This window comes from Mesorhizobium sp. B2-3-11 (assembly GCF_006442215.1).
Lineage (GTDB): Bacteria > Pseudomonadota > Alphaproteobacteria > Rhizobiales > Rhizobiaceae > Mesorhizobium > Mesorhizobium salmacidum.
Genome location: NZ_VFVS01000005.1, coordinates 241,879 through 267,382 on the forward strand (window position 1 = coordinate 241,879; position 25,504 = coordinate 267,382).

21 protein-coding genes and 1 pseudogene are annotated in these 25,504 nt (G+C 64.0%); 13 read left to right on the forward strand and 9 right to left on the reverse strand.

All coding sequences use genetic code 11. The annotated features are described in order from the left end of the window. Window positions 1–177 precede the first annotated feature (177 nt). The 3 genes from FJ960_RS09960 to FJ960_RS09970 all read left to right on the forward strand — a co-directional run bounded on the left by FJ960_RS09960 (window position 178) and on the right by FJ960_RS09970 (window position 2,852). Window positions 178–1,467, forward strand: a complete 1,290-nt coding sequence (locus FJ960_RS09960) for an RsmB/NOP family class I SAM-dependent RNA methyltransferase (protein ID WP_140713534.1) — start codon at window positions 178–180, stop codon at window positions 1,465–1,467. A 140-nt stretch (window positions 1,468–1,607) separates the two neighbouring features. After that, complete coding sequence (locus FJ960_RS09965) at window positions 1,608–2,066, forward strand: PaaI family thioesterase (RefSeq protein WP_027146613.1); 459 nt, start codon at window positions 1,608–1,610, stop codon at window positions 2,064–2,066. Window positions 2,067–2,213: 147 nt separating this feature from the next. Continuing rightward, a complete protein-coding gene (locus FJ960_RS09970; RefSeq protein WP_140713536.1) occupies window positions 2,214–2,852 on the forward strand; it encodes a 5'-methylthioadenosine/S-adenosylhomocysteine nucleosidase in 639 nt (212 codons plus the stop codon). A gap of 12 nt (window positions 2,853–2,864) precedes the next feature. On the opposite strand, the gene FJ960_RS09975 is transcribed toward FJ960_RS09970, so the two are convergent. Beyond that, the gene (locus FJ960_RS09975; protein ID WP_140713538.1) at window positions 2,865–3,182 is read right to left on the reverse strand and encodes a hypothetical protein; all 318 of its coding nucleotides are present in this window, start codon (window positions 3,180–3,182) and stop codon (window positions 2,865–2,867) included. An 86-nt stretch (window positions 3,183–3,268) separates the two neighbouring features. Here FJ960_RS09975 and FJ960_RS09980 point away from each other — a divergent pair, with 86 nt between their 5' ends. Both FJ960_RS09980 and guaA read left to right on the forward strand, forming a co-directional pair. Beyond that, complete coding sequence (locus tag FJ960_RS09980) at window positions 3,269–3,751, forward strand: MarR family winged helix-turn-helix transcriptional regulator (protein ID WP_140713540.1); 483 nt, start codon at window positions 3,269–3,271, stop codon at window positions 3,749–3,751. A gap of 56 nt (window positions 3,752–3,807) precedes the next feature. Continuing rightward, window positions 3,808–5,370 (forward strand): glutamine-hydrolyzing GMP synthase, encoded by a 1,563-nt coding sequence (gene guaA / locus FJ960_RS09985; protein WP_140713542.1) that lies wholly within the window; start codon window positions 3,808–3,810, stop codon window positions 5,368–5,370. Window positions 5,371–5,810: 440 nt separating this feature from the next. On the opposite strand, the gene FJ960_RS09990 is transcribed toward guaA, so the two are convergent. Then, complete coding sequence (locus FJ960_RS09990) at window positions 5,811–6,926, reverse strand: FAD-binding oxidoreductase (RefSeq protein WP_140713544.1); 1,116 nt, start codon at window positions 6,924–6,926, stop codon at window positions 5,811–5,813. Between the two features lie 237 nt (window positions 6,927–7,163). Here FJ960_RS09990 and FJ960_RS09995 point away from each other — a divergent pair, with 237 nt between their 5' ends. The 5 genes from FJ960_RS09995 to FJ960_RS10015 all read left to right on the forward strand — a co-directional run bounded on the left by FJ960_RS09995 (window position 7,164) and on the right by FJ960_RS10015 (window position 13,884). Continuing rightward, window positions 7,164–8,063: a LysR family transcriptional regulator gene (locus FJ960_RS09995; RefSeq protein WP_140713546.1), complete on the forward strand. Its 900-nt coding sequence runs from the start codon at window positions 7,164–7,166 to the stop codon at window positions 8,061–8,063. An 89-nt stretch (window positions 8,064–8,152) separates the two neighbouring features. Continuing rightward, window positions 8,153–10,231 (forward strand): hydantoinase/oxoprolinase family protein, encoded by a 2,079-nt coding sequence (locus tag FJ960_RS10000; protein ID WP_140713548.1) that lies wholly within the window; start codon window positions 8,153–8,155, stop codon window positions 10,229–10,231. 4 nt (window positions 10,232–10,235) lie between these two features. After that, window positions 10,236–12,221 carry a hydantoinase B/oxoprolinase family protein gene (locus FJ960_RS10005; RefSeq protein ID WP_140713549.1) on the forward strand — a complete coding sequence of 662 codons (1,986 nt, stop codon included), beginning with the start codon at window positions 10,236–10,238 and terminating at the stop codon, window positions 12,219–12,221. Next, the gene (locus tag FJ960_RS10010; RefSeq protein WP_140713551.1) at window positions 12,218–12,520 is read left to right on the forward strand and encodes a (2Fe-2S)-binding protein; all 303 of its coding nucleotides are present in this window, start codon (window positions 12,218–12,220) and stop codon (window positions 12,518–12,520) included. The genes FJ960_RS10005 and FJ960_RS10010 overlap by 4 nt, the downstream gene beginning before the upstream one ends. Further along, window positions 12,517–13,884, forward strand: coding sequence for an FAD/NAD(P)-binding oxidoreductase (locus tag FJ960_RS10015; RefSeq protein WP_140713553.1), 1,368 nt, complete (start codon window positions 12,517–12,519; stop codon window positions 13,882–13,884). Before FJ960_RS10010 ends, FJ960_RS10015 begins: the two co-directional genes overlap by 4 nt. A 44-nt stretch (window positions 13,885–13,928) precedes the next feature. Here the strand turns inward: FJ960_RS10015 and FJ960_RS10020 are convergent, their stop codons facing one another. Further along, window positions 13,929–15,254: an FAD-binding oxidoreductase gene (locus FJ960_RS10020; RefSeq protein ID WP_140713555.1), complete on the reverse strand. Its 1,326-nt coding sequence runs from the start codon at window positions 15,252–15,254 to the stop codon at window positions 13,929–13,931. Between the two features lie 223 nt (window positions 15,255–15,477). Between FJ960_RS10020 and FJ960_RS10025 the strand changes: the two genes are divergently transcribed. Continuing rightward, window positions 15,478–15,954 carry an Lrp/AsnC family transcriptional regulator gene (locus FJ960_RS10025; RefSeq protein ID WP_140504424.1) on the forward strand — a complete coding sequence of 159 codons (477 nt, stop codon included), beginning with the start codon at window positions 15,478–15,480 and terminating at the stop codon, window positions 15,952–15,954. Between the two features lie 31 nt (window positions 15,955–15,985). Here the strand turns inward: FJ960_RS10025 and FJ960_RS10030 are convergent, their stop codons facing one another. Further along, window positions 15,986–16,927 carry a LysR substrate-binding domain-containing protein gene (locus FJ960_RS10030; RefSeq protein WP_140713557.1) on the reverse strand — a complete coding sequence of 314 codons (942 nt, stop codon included), beginning with the start codon at window positions 16,925–16,927 and terminating at the stop codon, window positions 15,986–15,988. Between the two features lie 72 nt (window positions 16,928–16,999). On the opposite strand from FJ960_RS10030, the gene FJ960_RS10035 reads away from it, so the two are divergent. Both FJ960_RS10035 and FJ960_RS10040 read left to right on the forward strand, forming a co-directional pair. Then, window positions 17,000–19,075, forward strand: a complete 2,076-nt coding sequence (locus FJ960_RS10035) for an NADH:flavin oxidoreductase (RefSeq protein WP_140713559.1) — start codon at window positions 17,000–17,002, stop codon at window positions 19,073–19,075. 9 nt (window positions 19,076–19,084) lie between these two features. Next, a pseudogene (locus tag FJ960_RS10040) lies at window positions 19,085–19,560 on the forward strand (Lrp/AsnC family transcriptional regulator). On the opposite strand, the gene FJ960_RS10045 reads toward FJ960_RS10040, so the two are convergent. The 5 genes from FJ960_RS10045 to FJ960_RS10065 form a co-directional block, all read right to left on the reverse strand. Continuing rightward, window positions 19,561–21,216, reverse strand: a complete 1,656-nt coding sequence (locus FJ960_RS10045) for an ABC transporter ATP-binding protein (RefSeq protein WP_140713561.1) — start codon at window positions 21,214–21,216, stop codon at window positions 19,561–19,563. It lies immediately after the preceding pseudogene. Next, a complete protein-coding gene (locus FJ960_RS10050) occupies window positions 21,213–22,058 on the reverse strand; it encodes an ABC transporter permease (protein ID WP_140713563.1) in 846 nt (281 codons plus the stop codon). Before FJ960_RS10050 ends, FJ960_RS10045 begins: the two co-directional genes overlap by 4 nt. Before the next feature lie 2 nt (window positions 22,059–22,060). Next, window positions 22,061–23,011, reverse strand: a complete 951-nt coding sequence (locus FJ960_RS10055) for an ABC transporter permease (RefSeq protein ID WP_140713565.1) — start codon at window positions 23,009–23,011, stop codon at window positions 22,061–22,063. An 85-nt stretch (window positions 23,012–23,096) separates the two neighbouring features. Continuing rightward, window positions 23,097–24,707 carry an ABC transporter substrate-binding protein gene (locus FJ960_RS10060; protein WP_140713567.1) on the reverse strand — a complete coding sequence of 537 codons (1,611 nt, stop codon included), beginning with the start codon at window positions 24,705–24,707 and terminating at the stop codon, window positions 23,097–23,099. A 64-nt stretch (window positions 24,708–24,771) separates the two neighbouring features. Then, the gene (locus FJ960_RS10065) at window positions 24,772–25,494 is read right to left on the reverse strand and encodes an HAD-IA family hydrolase (protein ID WP_140713569.1); all 723 of its coding nucleotides are present in this window, start codon (window positions 25,492–25,494) and stop codon (window positions 24,772–24,774) included. Window positions 25,495–25,504: the final 10 nt, after the last annotated feature.

The following is a 25,504-nucleotide window of genomic DNA, read 5'->3' on the forward strand; positions in this document are numbered from 1 at the left end:
AGAAATCTTGCATCTACTGGTTTGCCTACTGCTAACCGCCGTGAAGATTTACTGATCGGACAGGTTTGCCGACCATGGCCAGCTTGCACTCGCGGCGAGACCGAGCGGGGTTCAATCCGGACGTGAAAGGCTCTAAGAGCAGACCGAGATAATGTGCTCGATTTGATGGAATGACGAATGCGACTGGGCGGACGGCTGGCTGCGGCTATCGAAGTGCTGGAGGACATTGGCCGGCGTCACCGGCCGGTGGCCGACGCGCTGAAGGATTGGGGCCTGTCACATCGCTTCGCCGGCGGTGGTGATCGCGCCGCGATCGGCAACATCGTCTACGACGCGCTGCGCCACAAGCGCTCTGCCGGCTGGTTGCTGGGCGAAGACACGCCGCGCGCCATCGGCTTCGGGGCGCTGTTGCTTGAATGGAACCAGACGGGGCAGTCGCTCAACGCCGCGCTCGAAGGCGACAAGTTCGCGCCGCCGCTGCTCAGCGCCACGGAACTCCAGGCAATCGCGGAACGCCGGCTTGCCGACGCGCCGCCCGCGGTTCGCGCCGACATACCCGATTGGTGCGAACCGCTTTTCGAACGGGCCTTTGGCGAGACATGGGTCGAGGAGGGCGCGGCGCTGGCCACGCGTCCGCCGCTCGACATCCGGGTCAACACGCTTCAAGCCGATCGCGTCAAGGTCTTGGCCGAACTGGAGCAGACCGGTGCCAGTGTCGCACGGATCGCACCCTACGGTATCCGCATCCCGCCGATCGACGGTGATGGCCGACACCCGAACGTGCAGGCCGAGCCGGCCTTCCAGAAAGGCTGGTTCGAAGTCCAGGACGAGGGGTCGCAAATTGCGGCAGCGCTTGCCGGCGCGACGGCCGGCATGCAGGTGCTTGACTTCTGCGCCGGCGCCGGCGGCAAGACGCTGGCGCTGTCGGCGGCGATGGACAATCACGGCCAGATCTTTGCCCACGATGCTGAAAAGGCGCGGCTGGCGCCAATCTTCGACCGCATCCGCCGCTCGGAAAATCGCAATGTGCAGGTCGCCACCAAGCCGGCCGAGCTTGCCCCGCTGGTCGGTCACATGGACATCGTGCTGGTCGATGCCCCCTGCACCGGCAGCGGTACCTGGCGGCGGCGTCCCGATGCCAAATGGCGGCTGACACAGAGACAGCTCGACGCCCGCAAGGGCGAGCAGGCGACGATCCTCGATGCCGCCAGGATGTATGTCAAACCCGGCGGCTTGCTGGTCTATATCACCTGCTCGGTATTCGACGAGGAGAATGGCGAGCAGGTCATGGCGTTTCGTGAGCGCAGCAGCGGCTTTGCCCCGGTCGATCACCGCGCTCTCTGGGACGGCCGTTTTCCGGGCCACCAAGCAGCGGCGCGGATCGGCGCTGGCGGCGATATTTCCCTGTCGCCGGCGCTGAGCGGCACTGATGGGTTCTATTTCTGCGCGCTGCGCCGGACCAACTGAGCCCTGCCGCATCCGCCGGCAGTTCGCGGCCACTCGGCCGGTGACGGCCTACGAGACCAATTGTTGCAGTGCAGCAATTGAGATTGCCTGCCGCCGATCCCTCTGCAATAAGCTTTGCCAGACAAACGAAGGCAACGGCGATGGCAGCGAAGATCGTACCGGCTCCAGACTATGAAGATCGCGTCAGGGCGTCCTTTGCACGCCAGCAGGCGATGGCGACGATCGGCGCCGAATTGACTTTGGTGACACCCGGCATAATCGAGATCGAGATGCCCTATTCGGCGGCGCTGACCCAGCAGCATGGCTTCCTGCATGCAGGCGTCATTTCGACGGCGCTGGACTCGGCTTGCGGCTATGCGGCATTCTCGCTCATGCCTGAGAATTCCGGCGTGCTGACCATCGAATTCAAGGTCAACCTTCTGGCGCCGGGCCGGGGCGAACGCTTTCTGTTCCGCGGTTCGGTGACCAAACCCGGCCGCACCATCATCGTTGCCGACGGCCAGGCCTATGCCTTCGCCGCCGACGGCGAGGCCAAGCTGATCGCCACCATGACCGGCACGATGATGACGATGGTTGGTCGCGACGGTATCGCGGGGTGAGGAGAGGTCTGCGCAGCGGACGAAACCCCCCTGAATGGGCTTTTCGTCCGACGAACGCACGGAGCCATAGCGAAGGGCCGGCAGGCAGCGAGGGCACGTTGCCTCCTTTCCCTTCCGTGGTCGCAACAAATGGGGGTCGGGGTCGTCATGACCGTTGAAGTGGCACGTCTGTCGGGCAAATCCGTTCTCTTCGTCATGGCGGTCGAGGCTGAATACGGCCCGCACCTGAAAAACCTGTTCACGCCGCTGATGACCGGAGTCGGTCCGGTCGAGGCCGGCGTCAGGCTGGGCGCCGAGCTCGCGGCGTTGAAGGCCGAAGGAGCGCTTCCGGACTTGGTCGTTTCGCTGGGCTCGGCCGGCAGCCGCAAGCTGGAACAGGCTGAAATCTATCAGGCAGCTTCGGTGAGCTATCGCGACATGGACGCTTCGCCGCTCGGCTTCGAGAAGGGCGCGACGCCTTTCCTCGACCTGCCGGTGACGGTGCCACTGCCTCTCGTTATTCCAGGTATCAGAAGCGCCACGCTCTCGACCGGCGGCGCGATCGTCACCGGTGCCGCTTATGACGTGATCGACGCCGATATGGTCGACATGGAGACCTTCGCCTGCCTGCGCGCCTGCCACTTGTTCGGCGTGCCGCTGATCGGCCTGCGCGGCATTTCCGACGGCTCGGCCGATCTGCGCCATGTCAACAACTGGACGGAATATCTGCACGTCATCGACGAGAAGCTGGCCGTGGCGATCGAGTCGCTCGAACGGGCGATCGGTGGCGGCCTGCTCGAGGGCTGACTGTTCTTCGGATCAAGCGGCCAGGCGCTGCGGATCGCCGAAATCGATGCGTGAGACGCGTCCGCGCACGGCGCCTGTCGCGTCGATATAATCGATCGCTCCCGGTGTATGATCGAGTTTCCACGCGCCGGCGGGGCCGTCTTTCCATTCGACCTTGTAGCCGTCGTCCAGCAGCGCCCAAAGTCCGTGCAAGCGTGTGCCGTCCGGTAGGAGCATGTGCGCCCGATCTTCAGTTTCATAGTGGACGAAGGCGTGCTTGCCGCCCATGTCGACGACATGCGTGGTTCCGACCATGATAATGGCCAGCGTGTCCCTGTTCAGTATCGTCATTATACCTGTCCATGGGTTCGCGTTTCGAAAGAGCCTCGACGGGATGAATATCGTCAAGTATCTTGACTATATGGAGTCTGGAATAAATGGTCAAGCAGCTTGACGAAAAAACCGAAGCGTCGCCGGATCATGTCGGCTGGCGGCTATGGCAGGCGAGCCGTGCCTGGCAGGTGGAATTTGCTGCCGCCATGCGGTCCGCCGGCCACGCCTGGTTCAGCGAGGCGCGCGCCGGGCTGCTCGGGCACATCCCCCGCAACGGCACGCACCAGTCGGCATTGATCGAGCGCGCGGCCACCTCCAAGCAAGCGGTTCAGCAATTGCTCGACGGTCTGGAGGCGGAAGGCGTGCTGGAGCGGTTGCCCGATCCACGGGACGGGCGCGGCAAGCTTGTGCGCTATACCCGCAAGGGTCTGGATGCCTTGCGCGACGGCGACCGCATCAAGCTTCAGATCGAGCGCGGCTATATCGACCGCATCGGCGAGCAGCGATTCGCAGCGCTTATGGACGCCTTGCGCACACTTGACGCGGCGCGGGGCGACGCATCGGCAGGAGCATCGGGGCCGAAGTGAGCGGCGCGACCGCGCAACCCATTGCGCCGACTCGTTTCTTTCTCTAAAGGCTCGCCATGACGACAGCCAACCACACCGACACCGTCCTGATTGTCGATTTCGGCAGCCAGTTTACCCAACTCATCGCCCGCCGCATCCGCGAGGCCGGCGTGTTTTCCGAGATCGTGCCGTTCCAGTCGGCCGAAGCCGCGTTCAAGCGCATCAATCCGAAGGCTGTGATCCTGTCCGGCGGCCCCGCCTCGACATCGGACATCGGCAGCCCGCGCGCGCCACAGATCGTCTTCGACGCCGGTGTGCCGGTGCTTGGCATCTGCTACGGCCAGATGGCCATGTGCGTGCAGATGGGCGGCGTCGCCGAAAGCTCCAACCATCGCGAATTCGGCCGCGCCTTCGTCGAGATCGAGAAGGACAGTCCGCTGTTCGAAGGGCTTTGGGCGACCGGCCAGCGCCATCAGGTATGGATGAGCCATGGCGATCGCGTCATCGCCTTGCCGCCGGGCTTCGAGGTGTTCGGCAAATCGGAAAGCTCGCCTTTCGCCATCTTCGGCAATGTCGAGCGCAGGATGTACGGCATCATGTTCCACCCGGAGGTGGTGCACACACCCGACGGCGCCCGGCTGCTCAGGAATTTCGTCCACAACATCGCCGGCATCGAAGGCGACTGGACGATGCGCGCCTATCGCGAACACGCGGTCGAGGCGATCCGCAAACAGGTCGGCAAGGGCAAGGTCATCTGCGCGCTGTCGGGCGGCGTGGATTCCTCGGTCGCCGCCCTTCTGATCCACGAGGCGGTCGGCGACCAGCTGACCTGCATTCTCGTCGATCACGGCCTGATGCGCAAGGAGGAGGCCGCCGGTGTGGTGGCGATGTTCCGCCAGCATTACAATCTGCCGCTGATCCTGGTCGATGCCTCCGACAAATTCATCTCGGCGCTGGAGAGCGAGTCGGACCCGGAAAAGAAGCGCAAGACTATCGGCCGGCTGTTCATCGAGGTGTTCGAGGACGAGGCGAAGAAGCTCGGCGGCGCCGATTTCCTGGCACAAGGCACGCTCTATCCCGACGTCATCGAAAGCGTCTCCTTCACTGGCGGCCCGTCGGTGACGATCAAGTCGCACCACAATGTCGGCGGCCTGCCCGAGCGCATGAACATGCAACTGGTCGAGCCGTTGCGCGAACTGTTCAAGGACGAGGTGAGGGCGCTAGGCAAGGAGCTCGGTCTGCCCGAAAGCTTCATCGGCCGCCATCCGTTCCCAGGCCCCGGTCTTGCCATCCGCTGCCCTGGCGGCATCACCCGGGAGAAGCTGGAGATCCTGCGCGAGGCCGACGCCATCTATCTCGACGAGATACGCAAGGCTGGCCTCTATGACGCGATCTGGCAGGCCTTCGCCGTGTTGTTGCCGGTGCAGACCGTCGGCGTGATGGGCGACGGCCGCACCTACGAATTCGTCTGTGCGCTGCGTGCAGTCACTTCGGTCGACGGCATGACGGCTGATTTCTATCACTACGACATGGCCTTCCTAGGTGCCGCCGCCACCCGCATCATCAACGAAGTGCGCGGCATCAACCGTGTGGTGTACGACGTGACCTCGAAGCCGCCTGGCACAATCGAGTGGGAATGATTCAGGCCGATCCGAACGCCGCCGAAATTACGCCGCCATACGATCCAGTGCATTGAAAACAAAAGTAAATCCTCTCCAGGGTATTTAGTCACCATCGGCCTGCATCATCAATTGGACCGTTGATTTGCTCAAGCTAATGATTTTGTGAGATTTCTCCACAAAATCGTCTGAGGTGGCGATATTGCGGAAGATCAACCTGACGGTACCTTTGACGGTACTTTTCGTACGCGACTCAAGGTCCGAGAAAAGTACCATCACCCGTCTTTAGGGCCTGCAGGGGATGACCCGCCGTCTGCCCTGGCAGCCACACTTGTGTCCATGATGGACTGGATGCCCTCTCGAAAGCACCCGCCCTTATCGAGATGCTGGTCACAAAGACTACCAGGGGGCCGGGTGATTTATGTCGCCGTGTCCTAGGATTATCAGAGCCCTGTAATCCTTCAGGCGGCGCTGAAGCGGTTGATCCTGAAATCGTCGAGTGGCGTTTCACAACGGTCGGTCGCGATGAGCTCGGCCATGGTGTCGCCCACACCCGGGCCGAGCTGAAAGCCATGTCCGCTGAAGCCGAAGGCGTGGAACAGGCCGGGTGTCGTCGCCGAGCGTCCCATGACCGGCAGCATGTCCCTGACGTAGCCCTCGCAGCCGGACCACGTGCGGATGACCGAGACATGCGCGATTGCCGGGAGCAGCCGCGCGACGGCGCGCAACTGCATGGGGAGGCGTGTGGGGTCGGCGACCGCGTGGCCCGGATCGAGGTCCACCGCGACCCTTTCGGCCGCGCCGCCGAAGATGATATTGCCCCGTTCGACCTGGCGCAGATAGGCGCCATGGTCCTTATCGCGCGTCCAGATGCCGACCACCGGCAGGATCCGATGCGGCAGCGGTTCGGTCACGCCCATTTGCGGGCCGCGGGCGTCGAGGGGGACTTCTTCGCCGAACTCAGCGGCGATGCGCGCGCCCCAGGCTCCGGCGGTGTTGAGCAGGCACTCGGAGGCGAATGAGCCCTTCGAACTGGTAATAAGGAAACCGGAGCCCGCATAGGTGATCTTCTCGACCTCGGCTCCCTCGATGATTTGCGCCCCCAGTCTGCGGGCCGCCGCGGCAAAGGCCGGCGCGATCAGCCGCGGATTGCCGCTGCCGTCATGCGGAGAAAATGACGCGGCGATCGCGTCGGTGCCGAGGCCGGGAAAGCGGGCGCTAATCTCGCGTGGGCCGAGTTCTTCCAGCTCGAGGCCCCAGGGCTGCGCGGCTTGGGCATAGGCCCGCATGTCGGCAAGGCTTCCTTCATCGAAGATCAGTCGGACATGACCGGTGGCACGGAACTCGACGTCGCGGCCAAGCATCTTTTCGGCTTCGCCCCACAGTCGGAGCGAGCGGTGGGCGAGTGGAAGCTGGGACAGATGGCGTCCCGTGCGCCGGATGTTGCCGAAGGAGGCGACTGTCGCTCCAGTGCCGACCCGGTTGCGCTCGATCAGCGTCACGCGCGCGCCGCGCCGGGCGAGGAAATAGGCCGAAGCCGTCCCCATCAGCCCACCGCCCAGCACGATCACATCCATGGTTATTCCCTAGAGCATGATCCCGAAAAGTGGGAACCGGTTTTCTCGGACAAACGGTTTCCGTTTGTCCAGGAGATCATGCTCCAACAAAGAGCTAGATGATGGCTATTCGACCAAATGTCATCTTCATCTCGCGCGGAGCGAACAATCCCTGAAGGCGCCGATCTTGTCGGCACCGCGTCATTGCGTCAAAGATGGGTTTGGACAACAACCATAAGCTAAGCCTATGGAGTGGCAATGCGTGCCCGTCAGCTCGAAGTGTTCATCGCCGTCATGCGCGCGGGCACCGTGACCGCCGCGGCGCGGACGCTGAACATTTCCCAGCCTGCGCTCAGCCAGATCCTGCTCCACACCGAGGATGAACTCGGCTTCACGCTGTTCGAGCGGGTGAAGGGCCGCCTGCGGCCGACCCCGGAGGCGCTCGAGATCTTCGCCGATGCCGAGAGGCTGTCGGCGGGACTGGAAGGCTTGCGCCGCAAGACCACCGACCTGCGTTTGGGCCGGACGGGGTTGGTGCGGGTCGCGGCCTCGCCGCCGCCGGCCATGGCTATCTTGCCGCGCGCATTCACCAGCTTCCGCGCGCAGCATCCCGATATTCTGCTGCGTTCCCATAGCGCGCCGATCGCCGCGATCGTCGACATGCTGCGCGCCGGCGATGCCAGCCTCGGCGTGGCGTTGGACGACCGGCTGCCTCCCGATATCTACGCAGAGGTGATCGGCAGCGTCGGCTTCGCCTGCCTGCTGCCCGCCGGGCATGCATTGGCCGGAAAAACCGAGTTGACCCTCGCCGATCTCGCCGGGGAAGAGTTGATATCCTATCGCGGAAACACCCGCCCCGCCGACGAGTTGGCCCACGCGGCCCGCGCGCAAGGTCTGGCGCTTTCGCCATCGCTCGAAATCGATGTTTCCATCTCGGCGGTCGGCTTCGTTCAGGCCGGCCTGGGTGTCGCCCTGGTCGACGCGCTGCTGCCCTGGCATCAGTTTGCCGGGCTTGCCGTCAGGCCGCTCGCGAATGGGCCGGAATTTCCGATCGCGCTGCTGACGTCGCGCACACGCGCTCTCTCGCGGGCCGATGAGATAATGCGCGACCAGATCCGGGCCGCTTGTTCCGTCGTGCTGGGCGGTGTCAGGTCATAAGCAAGACTTATATCATTCCTCTCCATACGTCTTGGACCATTGCCATCCTGTCGTGTCAGCTTTGGTTGGCAGACAGGAAGGGACGCATCATGGATGGTGTCATCGCGGCCAACGAGGCGCGGAACGAAACCGACTGGAAGGTCGGCGTCGATATCGGCGGCACATTCATCGACTTCTGCGCGCTCGAAGCGCGCTCCGGTCGCGTCGCCTCGCTGAAAGTGCTGACGACGCCGGACGATCCGGGCGCCGAGCTTATGACGGGCCTCACGCTTCTGGCCGAACGCGAAGGCTTTGATCCTGCCCGTATGACGCGCTTCGTGCACGGTACGACGGTTGGCATCAACACGATCATCCAGCGCAAGGGCGCATCGCTCGCGTTGTTCACCAATGCCGGCTTCGAGGACGTCATCGAGATGGCGCGGCTGCGCATGCCGGACATGTATTCGCTGTTCTGCGCACGGCCGGAGCCGCTGATCTCGCGCGACATGGTTTTCGGCATTCCGGCCCGCATGCGTGCCGATGGGAGCGAATCCCGGGCGCCGGACATGGAGGCGGTGGAAAAGGCGGTGGTAGTGGCGAAAGCGAACGGGGCGCAAGGCATCATCGTGTCCTTCCTCCATTCCTGGCGCAATGCCGCTCAGGAAGCCTCAGTGAAGGCGACGATCGCGCGTCTTGCACCCGACCTCTTCGTCTTTTCCTCGGCCGAGGTCTGGCCGGTCATCCGCGAATACGAGCGCAGCTCGACCGCCATCCTCAACGGCTATGTGCATCCGCGCGTCTGCGGCTATCTGACGGCGCTGGAACAGCGGTTGAAAAGCCGTGGCGTGCCGGCGCGTCCGATGCTGACGAAGTCGAATGGCGGACTGATGAACGCTGCCGAGGGCAAGCGCGCCTGCGTGAATATGCTTTTGTCGGGAACGGCCTCCGGTGTCATCGGCGCCTCGTGGCTGGCGCGTCAGGCAGGCGAAGACAAAGTTCTTACCCTCGACATCGGCGGCACCTCGGCCGACTTCGCGCTCATCATCGGCGGCGAGGCGCAGTTCGGCACCGGCGAGCTGATCGGCGAATTTCCACTTCATATCCCCTCCGTGTCGGTCAGCTCGATCGGAGTCGGCGGCGGCTCGATCGCCAGTGTCGATGCGCAGGGGGTGCTGCGGGTCGGACCGGAATCGGCAGGTTCGACGCCGGGACCGGCCTGCTACGGCCGTGGCGGCGACAAGCCGACGGTGACGGACGCCATGGTGGTGTGTGGATGGCTCGGTCACAGCGAGATGGCCTATGGCCAGCTCAGTATCGATACCGGCCTGGCGCATCGCGCGGTCTCCGAGCTTGCCACTCGGCTCGGCCGGCCCATCGAGCAGACCGCGCAGGCGATCCTCGATATCGCGGTGTCGGAGATGTTCGTCGAGGTCGAGAAGCTCGCCTCGCGCGCCGGCGTCGACTTGCGCGACTTCACGCTGATGCCTTTCGGCGGTGGCGGGCCGATGCTCGGCGCTTTTCTTGCCCGCGAACTCGGCATGAAGCGCGTGATGGCGCCGCGCCGCCCCGGCGTGGTGTCGGCGCTCGGCGGACTGGTGGCGGATTTGCGGGGGGATTTCATTCGCACCATCTTCACCCCGCTCTCGGGCGTGTCGCTCGCCGGAATTCACGAGGCCTTTGAGGCGCTGGCGCAAGAGGGGCGCGACTGGCTTGCGGCGCAGGGGCACGACGCGGCCGCGGATCTCATTTTCTCCTGCGACATGCGCTATGTCGGGCAGAGCTATGAGATCGAGGTTGTCCTGTCGCCGCAATGGTTGGCAGATGGTGATGCGGCCGCCATCGCGCAGGCCTTCCATCTCACCCATCAGCAGCTCTACGACTTCCACGACGTTGATGCCGAGATCGAGCTCGTAAACGTGCGGCTGTCCGCAGTGGGCGCGGGGCCGAAGCTCTCCCTCCCGGAGACCGACGAGATCGACGCACAGGCCATCCCGGCGCGCAGTCTTGCCGTCTACACGGGCGCGAGCGTCGAGACCGTCGACCTCCACAACCGGCAGACCCTCGTGCCAGGCAGCACGTTCCACGGGCCTGCCGTGGTCGTTCAGGAAGACACCACCTTCGCCATTCCTGCCGGAGCGCAGGCAAGGGTCGACCGCCATCTCAACCTTCTGCTGACCTTCGCGGAGTGACGCCATGTTTGACCGGACAAACCTTCAGGTTCTGGCGAACCATGCCCGCGCGGCCGCCGAGAACATGGCGCACACGCTGCACCGCACCGCGCACTCCGCTTTCGTCAAGGAGACGCAGGATTTCACGGTGATGCTGATGGACCGTTCAGGCGCGACCTTCGCCGTGCCGATGGAACTCGGTGCCACTTGGTACCCGGGGCTTTCGTATCGCCGCGCGATAGCGATGGTCGACGACTATCGGCCGGGAGATGTCGCCTTCACCAACGATCCCTATTCCGGCCACGTCGCCACGCACGCGCCAGACACGCATCTGTGGAAGCCAGTCTTCGTTGACGACGACATCGTCGCCTGGACCGGTGGCCATATCCACAACACCGACATGGGTGGCGCGGTGCCGGCTTCGCTCAGCCGGGCGCTGACCGAAATCCATCAGGAAGGCATCCGCTTTCCGCCCATGAAGCTGGTGAATAAGGGCATCATTGACGAGTCGATCCTGCGGATCATGAGCACCAATGTGCGCAAGCCCGACCTTAACATCGGCGACATCAAAGCGCTGGTCGGTGCGCTCAACACCGGCGAGCGCAAGATCCAGGCAATGGTACGAAAGTTCGGCAAGGCCGGCTTCATCGAAGGCGTTTCTGCGCTTCTCGACCAGGCGGAAGCGCAGGCGCGCGACGTGCTGCGTTCCATGCCCGACGGCACATGGGAGTTCGCCGATTATGCCGACGAGGATTCCGTCGAGGCCAATCCGTGCCGGCTGAAGCTGACGCTGACGATCAAGGGCGATGCGGCGGTGCTCGACTTCACCGGCTCCGATCCGCAGCTCGGCTCCTCGCTCAACGTACCTTCCGGCGGCGACCCGCGACACACCATGCTGCTGGTGGGGGTCTACTACGTGCTCTATACCCTCAACCCCAAGATCCTGCTCAACACCGGCCTGACCCGGCCGTTTACCTGCATCACGCCCCGGGGTTCCGTGCTGAATCCGGTACACCCCGCCGCCGTAGGCATGCGCTCGCTCACCTGCGCCCGACTGCGGTCGGTCATATTCGGCGCTTTCTCGCAGGTGATGCCTGAACGCCTGCCCGCGGCACCGGCCGGCAACAACTGCATCGTTAACGTCATGACCACGGACGAGCGCACCTACCGGACCGTCATCACGGCGGTGAATCCCGTGGTGGGTGGCGGCGGCGCGATGCCGCATCGTGATGGCACCAATGGCTCGGGCGCCGATGCCGCCTATCTCAAGAACACGCCGATCGAGATCACCGAGACCGAGACCCCGGTCGAATTCGTGAAATACGGGCTCGCCAGGGACAGTGGCGGCGCGGGCCGCTGGCGCGGCGGCTTGGCGACCGAGATGGCCTTCCGCGTCTTTGCCCCTGATTCCAGGATCACGGCCCGCAACCGCGACCGCAGCTTCTTCCGTCCCTGGGGCGTGCTGGGCGGCAAGGCGGCCGGCCTGTCGGACATGATCGTCAATCCGGGGACCGAGCACGAACGGCGGCTGGGCAACATCGACACCACTGTGCTGCAGCCCGGCGATGTGCTCGAGATCCGCTCCGCCGGAGGCGGTGGGCGCGGCGACCCACGTCAACGTGAACCCTGGCGGGTCGCACAGGATGTGCGGCGCGGCTACGTTTCGACGGCAGCTGCCGAACGCGACTATGGCGTCGTCATCCGCGGCGGCGAGATCGACGAGCAGGCAACGGAGCAACTGCGCGCGCGGCAGGGGCCGGTCGCCGGCCATTTCCATTTCGGTCCGGAGCGCGACGGCTACGAAGCGCAGTGGACGCCGGACGCCTATGACCGGCTCACTGCCATACTGGGGGATTTGCCGATCCATTGGCGGTTCTTCACCAAGACGGAGGTCTTCCGCCGCATGAAGGGGCGCGGGGGACCGGAAGGCGTCCAGGCGGCCTTCGATGCTGTCTGCGAGCGCTTCCCCGAACTGCCTCGTCCTGGCACGGTGCGAGAGGCGGCGGAATGATCACCGCCGGCCGCATCGTCAGACTGGCCGAGTTCGACCGGGCAGAGGTGCATTTCTATGTCGACGGACACAGGTGTAGTGCGTTGGCGGGCGACACCGTGCTGACCGCCATGCTGGCGTCAGGGCACGTGTTGCGAAAGTCCGAGTTCGGAGCCGAGCCGCGCGCTGGCTTCTGCCTGATGGGAGCCTGCCAGGATTGCTGGGTCTGGCAGGACGAGGGACCGCGCCTGCGGGCGTGCTCGACACTTCTCGGCGAAGGCATGCGGTTGCGCACGATGCCATCGGAGAGCTGGCTGTGAGCGAGACCCCGCCGCCTCGGATCGTGATCGTCGGCGCCGGCCCCGCCGGCATAAGGGCCGCGGCAACGCTGGTCGAGGCCGGACTCCACCCGGTGGTGATCGACGAAGCGCAGCGTGCAGGAGGACAGATCTATCGGCGCCCGCCAGACGGGTTCACCCGCACGCCGGAGCAGCTCTACGGGTCGGAGGCGGCGAAGGCCAGCGCACTGCATGCGCTCTTCGACCGGCTGTGCGCAGAGGGGCGGCTTACCCATTGCGCGGGAAGCTCGGTCATCGCCGTGCAAGAGGGGCGGCTGCACGTGCTGGGTGAGGGGGGCGTGCCGGTGCTCTTCCATGACCGCCTGATCCTTGCGACCGGTGCATCCGACCGTGTCGCTCCGGTCCCGGGCTGGCAGAGCGCCGGAGTCTACAGCCTCGGTGCGGCACAGATCGCGCTCAAGGCACAGGGCGTGGCGCTGGGGCAGCGGATCGTCCTGATCGGATCGGGGCCTTTGCTGACGTTGGTCGGCGCCCAGCTTGTCAAGGCTGGAGCCGATGTGGCGGCGGTATTGGATACCTCTTCCTGGCGCCAGCAAATGCGCGGATTCTCTGGACTTGCCGCCCGGCCGTTGGTCGCGCTGCGCGGCCTGGCCATGCGGGCGAGGCTCGGCGGCCGCTACCATGCGGGCGTGACGCTCGAGCGGATCGAGACCGACGGGCAAGGCGTCACGGCGATGTGTTGGCGCGACGCCGGCGGAAGGCAGCACCTCACGCCATGCGACACGATAGGCATGGGCTGGCACCTGCGGGCGGAGACGCATCTGTCCGACCTGGCGGGATGCGCCTTCACCTATGACGAGCGGTGGCGGCAATGGCTGCCGAAGACCGACCAGATGGGGCGGGCTGGCAACGGCGTTTATCTGGCTGGCGATGGGGCTCGTCTTCTGGGAGCGGACGGGGCGGAGATCGCCGGGCGTCTGGCTGCAGCGGCGTGCCTTGCCGATCTTGGATTTCCAGCGCCCTCCAGCGCGGCCGATCTGCGGGAGCTTGCACGGCTCGAGCGCTTTGCCTGCGGCTTGGCTTCCGCCTTTCCCTGGCCAGCGGCGATGGCGCGGGCGCTCCCCGACGATGCGGTCGTCTGCCGCTGCGAGAATGTGACCGCCCGAGATGTGCGCGAAAATGTTGATTTTGGCGGCGGCGAAGCAAACAGGGTGAAATCGCTGTCGCGCGTCGGCATGGGCCGATGCCAGGGACGCTATTGCCAGTTGGCCGCCGTCGAACTCGTCGCGGCACGAGCCGGCTGCGCGCCAGATGCAGTTGGCCGGTTTCGCGCGCAGGCCCCTGTCCGACCAACGCCTGTCGGCGCGTTTCTCCGGGAGCACTGATGCGATTGCCAATGCCTGGCCCGGATGTCGGCATGGATCACATCCTAGAAGTCGGCGACTTTGCCCCAGACCGAACCATCGAAGCGGCGCGGATCATAGGATGTCGCATCGACGACCGGTTCCGACCCGGTCATCAGATCGGCGACGAGGTGCCCGGCGCCGGGCCCGATGCCGAAGCCGTGTCCCGAGAACCCGGCAGCCAGGAAGAAACCCGGAACGGTATCAATCTCGCCGATAGCGGGCACGCCGTCTGGCGTGCTGTCGATGTAGCCGGCCCAGGCCGCATTGATCCTGGTCTGGCGCAGTGCCGGCAGCAGATCGAGCGCTCGGGCGTGGGTCAGGCGGATGGTCGCCTGGTCCGGGGCCGGATCGAGGATGCGCATCCGCTCCATTGGCGTCGGCTGGTCGAGCCGCCAGTGCCGGAGCGTTTCGTGGCCCGAGCGCACACCCTGCAGACCGCCGGGCGCGAGGCTTCGCCACCGCTTCAGGAACATGGGCAGGAACTGCGACGAGAAGCGCAGCTGCTGCGGCGTGACGTCCACGCGGCCGCGTCCGCTTATGGCGAGCGTGTAGCCGCCGTCGCCGCGACGCGTGGCCGAAATGTTTGCGGTATGCAGCGCATCCGGCAGGCCCTCAGCGCCGGGCGAGACGGACAGGATGGAGGATCGGATCGACGCCTGAGGAAAGCGGAAGCCGAACTGATGGCAGAAGGAGGACGCCCACGCGCCGCCGGCCAGGACCGCCAGCTTCGTCCGGATCGTTCCGCTTTCGGTGACTACGCCGCTCAGGCGCCCGCCCTCGACCTCGATACCGCGCGCGGCACAATTCTGGCGGACGGCGCCTCCACGCTTGATGATGGCGCGGGCCACTGCCGGTGCCGCCCGCGACGGATCGGCGGTGCCGTCGGTCGGCGAGAAGACGCCGCCCCTCCAGCTCCGGCCGGTGGCGAGGCCCCGCGCTGTGGCCTCGGCACTGTCGAGCATGTGCGTGGTAACTCCAGCGGTTTTGGCGAAATTACGCCAACGCGCCCAACCGGCGAGTTCCGCCTCGTCATTGCTGAGATAGAGCAGGCCGCAGCGCCGGAACCCGGTGTCTTCACCGCTCTCCGCCGCAAAGCTGTCCCACAGGTCCAAGCTTCTTGTTGCCATCGGCAGCTCGCGGGCGTCGCGGTTCTGCTGGCGGCACCATCCCCAGTTTCTGCTGGACTGCTCGGCGCCGACTCGCCCCTTTTCGACAAGCGCGACCTTCAGACCGCGCCGGGCCAAGTAATAGGCCGTAAAGACACCGACGATGCCGGCGCCGATCACCACCGCGTCCGCGGACTGCGGCAGTTGCTCAGTCGTTTCGATTTGCTGCAGCGGCGTGCGCATGGTTCTCCCTGCCGTGAAGCGCCAATCTAGCGTGTTGCGCAGGCAGCCGCTGCTGCACTTGTAGCCGTAGCAGAATTTTATTCCGTCAGTCGCGTTAGAATCGGGAGTCCCTGCGTTTCAAGCGGCGTCCACTCGGATGGACAGCCCAGCGGGCTGTGATAGTGTCGACCGTCATCAGCAGGGCAGCATTTTGTGCTGCGGCACGGTTCCTCGGAGGCCACCCGTGAAACTCGATCGGATCGATATCAAGATTCTTCACGAACTGCAGAAGAACGGCCGCATCACGAACGTGGAATTGGCCGAACTGGTGCATCTGTCGCCGAGCCCATGCCTGATGCGGGTCAAAAGACTGCAATCGGAGGGCTATATCGGAGGCTATTCCGCGCAGGTCAATATCGGCAAGCTCGGCCAGACACTGACAGTCTTCACCGAGATCACGTTGAAGAACCACCGCCAGGTGGACTTCGCACGTTTTCTCGCCGTCGTGGACAAGATCGAGCAGGTCATCGAATGTCATCTTGTGTCGGGTGGCTACGACTATTTGATGAAGTTCGTGACCTCCGGCATCGCCGAATACCAGACAATCATGGAGCGGCTGACCGACATGGATATCGGCATCGACAAGTATTTTAGCTTCGTGGTGCTGAAGTCCCCGATCGTCAAGGCGCACATGCCGCTGCCCAGCCTGTTTCCGAGGTAGTCAACGACGAGCGCGCTGCGCTTGTCGCCCGCTACAAGGTGTCCGGCCGCAATATCGGGTGCAGCGCTTTCAATTCGGCTTGCATCTCGGCGATCATCCACCCGCAGATGTCGGAGACGACAGGCCGTACCGGCCTTGAGCGCGGTGCAATCAGCTGATGGATCCGGCCCGTCTTGATCTGTCTGTCCGAGGCCGGGACAAGGGTTCCCTGAAGCAACGCCCTTGAAACGTTGCTGAGCCAGCCGAGCGCTACGCCTTCCCCGTTCATGGCGGCTTGAAGCACGACCGCGTAGTCCGAGAATTCGAGCCACTTTGCCCTGCTGGTCTTGCGGTCCGCCACACTGCCCCATGCGTCCAGCCACTGCTCCTTGGCGTCGGTCAGGTGAAGCAGCGCATGACCTTCCCCGGTTCCGGCATGGATCAACCGACCGTGGGCCGACAAATAGGATGGGCTGCATACCGGAACGATGACTTCCGGCGAGAATGCCCAGTGGTGATAGTGGGTGTCGTCATCGGCCAGGATTCTCGTGGCAAGGTCGACATTCTCGGCTGGTCCTCGCAAAACGCCCGCGATCAGTTCGAACCTCAGGTCGACGTCAGGAAATCTCGTGTTGAATGCCCCTAACCTGGGAACGAACCAATAGGTTGCCAGAGAACTCGAAAGTGAAAGGGTCACCACCGGCTTTGCAGCGCTGTTCTGCTTCATCCTCCGGATCACCTCAGCGATGCCGTCAAATCCCTCCCGCACAGCCGAATGGAGGGCACGTCCTTCTGCAGTCGGGGCCAATCCCGTTGGACCCCGCGTGAAAAGAGGCACACCGAAATCGGCCTCGAGCTGCGCAATGCTGCGGCTGATCGACGGTTGCGTGACGTTGAACTCGCGAGCGGCGGCCGTGAAGCTGCCCAGCCGGACAGCAGCCTCGAAAACGAGAAGTCCGCGCGCGGAAGGAACGAGTTTTGCAAATCCAGCCATACGCCCAGCGTATAACCACCCCAACAATTTTCAAGCTTTCCGCAATCCTGGAAATGGCGAACTATAACCCTTATGAATGGGGCGGAGCAGAACGTGAAGGTAGCGGGATCTCAAGCAGGCAGCACATCCAGCGATCCACTGCTTCAGCCGTTTCGGCTCAAGGGTCTGACGCTCCGCAACCGCGTCGTCAGCACCAGTCATGCCTCGATGCTGGACGATGGCGGCCTGCCGCTGGAGCGCTACCAGCGCTACCATGAGGAGAAAGCGCATGGCGGCCTTGCGATGACCATGGCGGGCGGCTCGGCCATGACCTCGCCCGACTCCAGTTGGGGCGGCGGTCAGCTGGACCTTTCGAGCGATCGCGTCGTGCCTCATCTCCAGTCGCTGTCGCAGCGCATCCACCGCCACGGCGCCGTCGTCATGTGCCAGGTTTCGCATCTTGGCCGGCGCGCCACCGCCTATGCCGGGAACTGGCTGCCGCCCGTAGCGCCGTCACGCGTTCGCGAGACGCGAAACCGGAATTTTCCGAAGGAGATGGACGCAGCCGACATCGACAGGATCGTCAGGGACTACGCCAGTGCGGCAAGGCGCTGCGTGGACGGCGGTCTGGACGGCGTCGAAACCGTCACCGCCGGCCATCTGATCGGGCAATTCCTCTCGCGCAGAACCAACAGACGCACGGATGGCTTCGGAGGTTCACTCGAAAACCGCGCGCGCTTCGGCCTGATGGTTCACGAGGCGATCCGCCGCGCGGTGGGCGACGATTTCGCTGTCGGCATCCGGTTCGTGATCGACGAGGCGGTCGAGGACGGGTCGGATTTCGAGGAATGCCTGGCCTTCGCCAGGCTGTTCGAGCGGGCAGGCCATATCGATTTCTTCAACTGCATATTCGGCCGCATGGACACCGATTTGTCCCTGGCCGAGCAGAACATGCCCGGCATGTTCACCAAGAGCGCGCCGTTTCTGCCGCTGGTCGGGCAGTTCAAACGAGAAACCAGGCTGCCCGTCATCCACGCGGCGGCCATCAGGGATGTGGCCACGGCCCGCCACGCGATCCGCGAAAACCTTGTCGATCTGGTCGGCATGACCCGGGCGCATATTGCCGACCCCCACATCGTCAACAAGGTGATGCGCGGCGAAGAAGAACGCATTCGCCCGTGTGTCGGCGCATCCTACTGCCTGTACAAGAAGGTGCAGTGCATCCACAACCCGGCCAGCGGCCATGAAACGATCATCAGCCATACCATCCTGCGTGCTGAAACGCTGAAACGTGTGGTCGTGGTCGGCGGTGGTCCGGGAGGGATGGAAGCGGCAAGGGTCGCCGCCGAGCGCGGACACAGAGTGAGCCTGCTCGAAGCCGGGGCGCGACTTGGTGGGCAGGTGCTCGTCGCGGCCGCTGCCGTCGACCGCAAAGATCTCATCGGCATAGTCGACTGGCGTACCGGTGAGCTCGATCGCCTGGGCGTCGAAGTCCGCCTCAACACCTATGCGGACGCAGCGATCGTCCTCGCCGAGAGACCGGACACGGTCATCATCGCCACCGGCGGCATTCCGGACATGGAATGGCTGGAGGGCGCCCAACATTGCGACAGCGTCTGGGATGTCTTGACCGGGGTCGTGCCGGCGAAGGACGACGTGCTCATCTACGATGAGACCGGACGCCAGTCGGCAGTTTCCTGCGCCCTGCATCTTGCCCGTCCGGGGCGCCTGGTCAGCCTGGCCATGGCGGACGACACGCTGGCGATCGAGACGCCCTATCCGGACAGGGTGAGTTTTCGCAAACGCGCCTCGGAACGCCGCATCCGCATCGTCAGCGATGTGCGCCTGGTCAAAGCAGCGCGCCAGGGCAACGGCATCGCCGCCACGTTCCGGCATGAGCTCACCGGTGCGGAGATGGAAATGACCGCCGCCCAACTCATTGTCGAGCGCGGCACCGTGCCAATGGAGGATACCTACCAGGAATTGCGCGCGAGCTCCGTCAACAACGGAGTCACCGACATAGCGCTGATGATGGGAACGGAAACGGACGGGGACAATGGTTCCCAAGCTGCCGGATCGTTCGTCCTGCACCGCATAGGAGACGCGGTCGCCAGCAGGGACATCTACTCGTCGATCTATGAGGCCTACCGGCTCTGCTCGCAATTGTAGACAAGGCCCATGAAACTCGATCGGATCGACATCAAGATTCTGTACGAGCTGCAGAAGAACGGCCGCATCACAAATGTGGAGCTGGCGGAACTGGTCAGTCTCTCCCCCAGCCCATGCCTGATGCGGGTAAAGAAGCTGCAGGCTGAAGGCTATATCGTGCGCTATTCGGCGCAGATCGACATCGCAAAGCTGGGACGGACGCTCACCGTCTTCACGGAAGTCACGCTAAAGAACATCGTCAGATCGACTTCGCGCGTTTCCTTGCCGCCGTCGATAAGGTTGACGCGGCCGTCGAATGCCATCGCGTTTCCGCCCGTTACGACTACCTCTTGAAATTCGTCACGGGTGGGATTGCCGAATATCAGGCGACCGTGGAGCGGCTCACCGACATGGATATCGGCATCGACAAGTGTTTTAGCTTCGTGGTGCTGAAGTCTCCCATTGTCAAAGCACACATGCCGCTGCCCAGCCTGTTTCCCTTGTAATCAGCGATGGCCGTACTGGCTTACCAGTTCGGGGTCGCGGACGAGGCCATCGAGCCACGTCGGATCGAGCTTGGGCACGGAGGAGAACAGAAGCTTCGAATAGGGGTGGGTGGGCGCTTTCAGTCCGTCGGGCGTGATCTGCTCCACCCGCTCGCCATTGTACATGACCATGATTTCGTCGCAGATTGCTTCGACGACGGAGAGGTCGTGGCTGATAAAAATGTAGGAAAGGCCCAGCTCGCTCTGCAGCTCCTTGAGCAGTTCGATCACGGCCGCCGCCACCACCGTGTCCAGCGCCGAGGTGATTTCGTCGCAGATGATGAGCTTGGGTCCGGCCGCCAGGGCGCGCGCGAAGTTCACGCGCTGCTTCTGGCCGCCCGAGAGCTCCGACGGGCGACGGTAGCGCAGCGTCCTTGGCAGGCGAACCATGTCGAGCAGTTCGTTGACGCGCTTCGAGCGCGCCTGCCGGTCGAGCCCGTGATAGAAGGCCAACGGCCGGGAGATGATGTCCTCCACCGGCTTGGCCGGATTGAGCGCGGTATCGGCATACTGGAACACGATCTGCATCTCGCGCAGTTGGTCCTGGCTGCGTTTGCCTGCGGCGCGCTCCAGTTGCTTGCCCTCGAAGACGATGTCGCCGGCCGCCGCCGGATGGATGCCGGCGATGACGCGCGCCAGCGTCGATTTTCCGCAGCCGGATTCGCCGATGACGCCAAGATTGCGCCCCTGCTCGACGACCAGGCTGACGGAATCGACAGCGCGTATGACCGGCAGTCCATCATCCCGCACCGCGCCATAGCCGGCCGTCACATTGTCGATGCGCAGCAACGGCTTCGCGCCGGCATCCGCGTCCGCATGTGCTTGCCGCGGTTTCGGCTCGAAGGCAGCCAGCAGTTCGCGCGTATAGGGGTGCCGGGGGGCCGAAAGAATCTGGGCCGTGGTGCCGGTCTCCTGCACTTCGCCGCCCTTCAGCACCACGATGTGGTCGGCGATCTGGGCGACGACAGCAAGGTCGTGGGAAACATAGACACCCGCTATTCCGCCAGCCCGCATGACCGACTTGAATGCCTTCAGCACGTCGATCTGCGTCGTCACGTCGAGTGCCGTCGTCGGCTCGTCGAAGATCATCAGCTTGGGATCGCCGATCAGCGCCATCGCCGCCGACAGCCGCTGCAACTGCCCTCCTGAAACCTGGTGCGGATAACGGGCGCCAAGCCCTTCCGGGTCCGGCAGCGACAACGCCCGGAACAGCTCGACCGCGCGCTTTCGTGCCTGCTCGGGCGCCATCAGCCCGTGGATGCGCGTAACCTCGATCACCTGCTCCATGATGGTGGACGAGGGGTTGAAGGAGGCGGCGGCACTTTGCGGAACATAGGCGATATCGGTGCCGCGCAACCTGGCGCGCTGCTTTTCGGTAAGTGCGGCCATGTTCTTGCCGTTTACATTGATCTCGCCGTCGGTAATCCGGCAGCCAGGTCGCGCATGGCCCATCAGCGAGAGCGCGATCGTCGTCTTGCCGGAGCCGCTCTCGCCGATCAGGGCGACGATCTCGCCGTCGGCGATGTCGAGGCTGACGCCCTTGATGATTTCGACAACACGACCGGCATCGGTCGTCGCCTCGATTCGCAGATTCCTGACCTCGACGAGATTGGTCATGCGTCCCTGTCCCTGATCTTCTGCGGAAGGTTGTCGATCAGCAGGTTGACGCTGATGGTGAGGCTGGCGATCGCCAGCGAGGGAACGATGACGGCGGGAGCCGCGAAGGGCAGGCCGCCTATGTTCTCGCGCACCAGCGCGCCCCAGTCGGCGAGCGGCGGTTGCAGGCCGAGCCCGAGGAAGGACAGACCGGACAGCAATAGCACGATGAAGACGAAGCGCAGGCCGAAGTCGGCCAGCACCGGGCGCATGATATTGGGCAGGATCTCTGACCCGATGAGATAGGCGGTGCTTTCGCCGCGGACGCGAGCGACGGTCATAAAGTCCATGGTGTTGATGTTGACGGCGAGCGCCCGCGCGAAGCGGTAGGCGCCCGGTATGTAGATGACGGCGAGCGTCAGGATCAGCGCCGGGATCGACGAGCCGACCGCGGCTACCACCACAAGGCCGAACAGCTTGCTTGGAATGGAGTTCATGGCGTCGAGGAAGCGGCTGAGGCAGGTGTCGAGCCAGCCGCCGGTGACGGCCGCGATCATCCCCAGCACGACGCCAGAAAAGCAGGCGATACAGACGGCGGCGAGCGATATGCCGACGGTGTAGCGCGCACCCATCAGCACCCGCGAGAGCATGTCTCGCCCCAGATAGTCCGAGCCGAGCCATAGGCCGCGACGCATCGGGCCGAAATAATCGTCGTCGACAATGTCGCCGATCGAATGGGGAATGATGGCGGGTGCGAAGATGGCGATCAGCGTCCACGCCAGGATGACCAGCGAGGCGATTACGCCCACGAGATTGTAGCTGTGGCCCAGCAAGGACCGTCGGGAAGCCGCCACGCGTGCCATCGTCACCTCAGCCTTGGGTTGGACATGATGGCGATGATGTCGGCGACGGTGATGAGCAGGAGATAGCCGAGGCAGAAGATCATTGCGCAGCTCTGGATCAGCGGCAGGTCGCGGGTCGCGACCGCATCGACCATCAGCTTGGCGATGCCGGGATAATTGAAGATGGTCTCCACGATGATGACGCCGCCGACCAGATAGGACAGCGACAGCGCAACCGCGTTGACGATCGGCCCGAGCGCATTGGGAAGTGCGTGCTTGAGCACCATGCGGCCGCGTGAGGCGCCTTTGAGCAGCGCCATCTCGACATAAGGCGTGGACAGCGTTTCGATCACCGCGGCGCGGGTCATGCGGATCATCTGAGCCGAGATGACGAAGGTCAGCGTGATCACCGGCATGGCATAGATGCGAACGATGTCGGTCAGCGTATGCGCCTCATTGACCGAGGACAGCGCCGGCAGCCATTTGAGATAAACGGCGAAAAGCAAAACCGCGAGGGTCGCGACCATGAATTCCGGTACCGAGATGACGCCGATCGCAAGAATGGTGACAGTGCGGTCATAGAGCGAACCGCGCAACATGGCGGCGGTGATGCCGAGCGTCAGCGCTAGGGGCACCGAGAGCAGCGTGGTGATGCCGGCGAGCTCCATGGTGTTGACGAAGCGCCCGCCGATCAGCGCCGCGACCGGCATCTCGTTGGCATAGGAAGTGCCGAGATCGCCGTGGAGCAGGCCGAGAAGCCAGCGCAGGAAGCGCAGGATTGCAGGATCATTGAGATGCATGGCCTCGCGCAGGCCGGCGACGGCTTCGGGGGTGGCCGCCTGGCCGAGCAGAATCGACGCGGTGTCGCCAGGCAGCATGCTGGTGGCGAAAAACACGGCGAACAGGACGATCAGAAGTGTAACGACCGCGATTGCCAGCCGCTTCAGCACGAGGTTTAGAACCCCAGACGTCATGGAAGCGCTCCTGCGGTTGCGTTCGGCCAAGCCATGTTGCGCAATAGTGCCAGGGACCGGCTGTCCGGTCCCTGGCAGGCGCCTCTCAGGCTTCGAGCCAGAGATATTCCGCCATTGCGTAGCCCATCATGCCACCGAGTGGGTTCGCCTCCAAACCCTTCACCTTGCTGGAGAGAGCATCCACGTTGGAAATGTAGGCCGGGATGATGGTGCCGGCCTGCTCGGAGACCATGGTCTGCATCTGGCCATAGATTTCCTTGCGCTTGGCCTGGTCGAGCGAGCCGCGCGCCTCGACGAGCAGCTTGTCGAACTTCTCGGACTTGTACTGGCTTTCGTTCCAGGGCGCGTTGGAGGCGTAGAGGAGCGAGAACAGGATGTCGGGTGTCGGGCGCGGATTGATGTTGCCGAAATGGATCGGCGCCTTGAGCCAGTAATTGTCCCAATACCCGTCGGACGGGACGCGCTGGACATCGAGCTTCATGCCGATATCGGCACCGGCGGCCTGGATGATCACCGCCATGTCGATCGACGACGTCGCGGCATCGGAGGCGACCACGGGGATCGACTGGCCGAGCAGGCCCGACTTCTGGAAGTGGAACTTGGCCTTGTCCGGGTCGAAGGCCTTCGGCTTGAGGTCGGCATTGTGGAAGATGTTCGCCGGCGAGACAGGCTGGTCGTTGCCGATTTCGCCGAGGCCGCGCAATGCCGATTTGACGATCTGCTCGCGGTTGACGAGGTATTTCATGCCGGCGACGAAGTCGGCCTTATTGCCCGGATCCATGTCGAGCCGGATGTTGAGGTCCGTATAGTTGCCCGAGGTGGTTTTCGACAGTTCGAAGCCCTGCTGGCCGCCGATGAGCTTCATCGCGCGCGGATTGATCGAGGCGGCGAAGTTGACGTCACCGGAAAGCAGGGCGTTGACGCGAGCGCTGTCGTCGCTGATGGCGATGAACTCGAACGAATCCAGGTAGGGCTTGCCGGATTTCCAGTAGTTCTTGTTCTTGGAGACGACCGACCGCACGCCCGGTTCGAACGTTTGCAGCACGAAGGCGCCGGTGCCGTTGCCCTTTGAGAAGTCGGTGGTGCCATCCGCCACGATCATGAAGTGATGCAATGCCAGGATGGTCGGAAGGTCGGCATTCGGATCGGCGAGGGTGATTTCGACGGTCGATTTGTCGACCGCCTTGAAGCCGGTCATCTGCGCGGCGATCTTGGCAACCTTGGAGCCGACCGCCTTGTCGAGATGGCGCTTCAGCGAGAAGATGACGTCTTCGGCGGTGAGGTCCTTGCCGTCGTGGAAGGTGACGCCCTTGCGCAGCTTCACGGTCCAGGTCTTGGCGTCCTTGCTGTCGAAACTTTCGGCCAACTCCATCTGCGTCTTGCCATCCTTGTCGAGGAAGGTCAGGCGGTTGTAGAGCGAGCAGCAGCGGACATAGTCGGTCGACAGCGACGCCTTTGCCGGGTCGAGCGTGTCGGCGGTGGAGGACGACCAGCCGGCTGCCTTGAAACTGCCGCCGGAGACCGGCGTGGCGGCGACGGCATTGGTGGCACGGCCAAGCACCACGCTGCCCGCGGCAATCGCGGCGCCGCCGGCCAGCAGCATCTTGAGGAGTTCGCGGCGGCTCGCGCCCCGCCGAATGGCATTCTCGGCCATGGCATCGTCTGCGCTGGTCCAGTTCGTTATCTTGTCGGTCATATCATTCCCCTTTCTGTTTGTTTTTCCGGGATGCTCGTCTTGCTGCGGCTTTCCGGGCTTGGGCTCAGGTTCGTTCCTTCAGGCTTTCCCGCACGGCGGCGGCAAGGGCCGCCATTGACGTGAAGTGGTAGTCAGGCGCGGTGAAACGCTCGGGCTCGATCGTGCCGCCGTAACCCTTCTGGGCATGCCGGCGCTCGATCCAGCAATTGGTCATGCCAAGCGCCCGGGATATGCCGATGTCGTGGTATTGGCTTTGCGCGACGTGCAGGATGTCGTCCTTGCTGTCGCCCCGGGAGGTCACGAAATCGAAAACCTTCTGGAAGAAGGCCGGGTCCGGTTTCTCGATGCCAGTATCATCGGCCGTAAAGGTGGCGAAGAAGGGCGAACCGAGCCGCTTCTCGAAATGATCGAGCGCCCAGCGCCGGGCATTGGTCATGGCGATCAATCTGTGCGACTTGGCAAGGTCCGCCAATGCCGCCGCGCTGTCAGCAAAGCCTTGCCAGGCACGGGCGGAGTCCCGCAGGCGCACACCGTATTTCTCCTCGGGAGGGAGGCCGAGACGCGGCGCGATGACCGTGTAGACACGCACGAGATCGTCGGGAAACAGGCTCGCATCGGGCATGTAGCGGGCCTGCCGGTAAAGGGCCAGCGCCTCCTCGCCATCGACCGAAACGCCGGCCTCGGCGGCAATTTCCGCCAGGCAGGTCGTGATCCCGCCTTCGAAGTCGATCAGCGTGCCGACGACATCGAAGGTCATGTATTTGAACTCGCTAAAGCCCCTGGCCAAGACTGGGTCT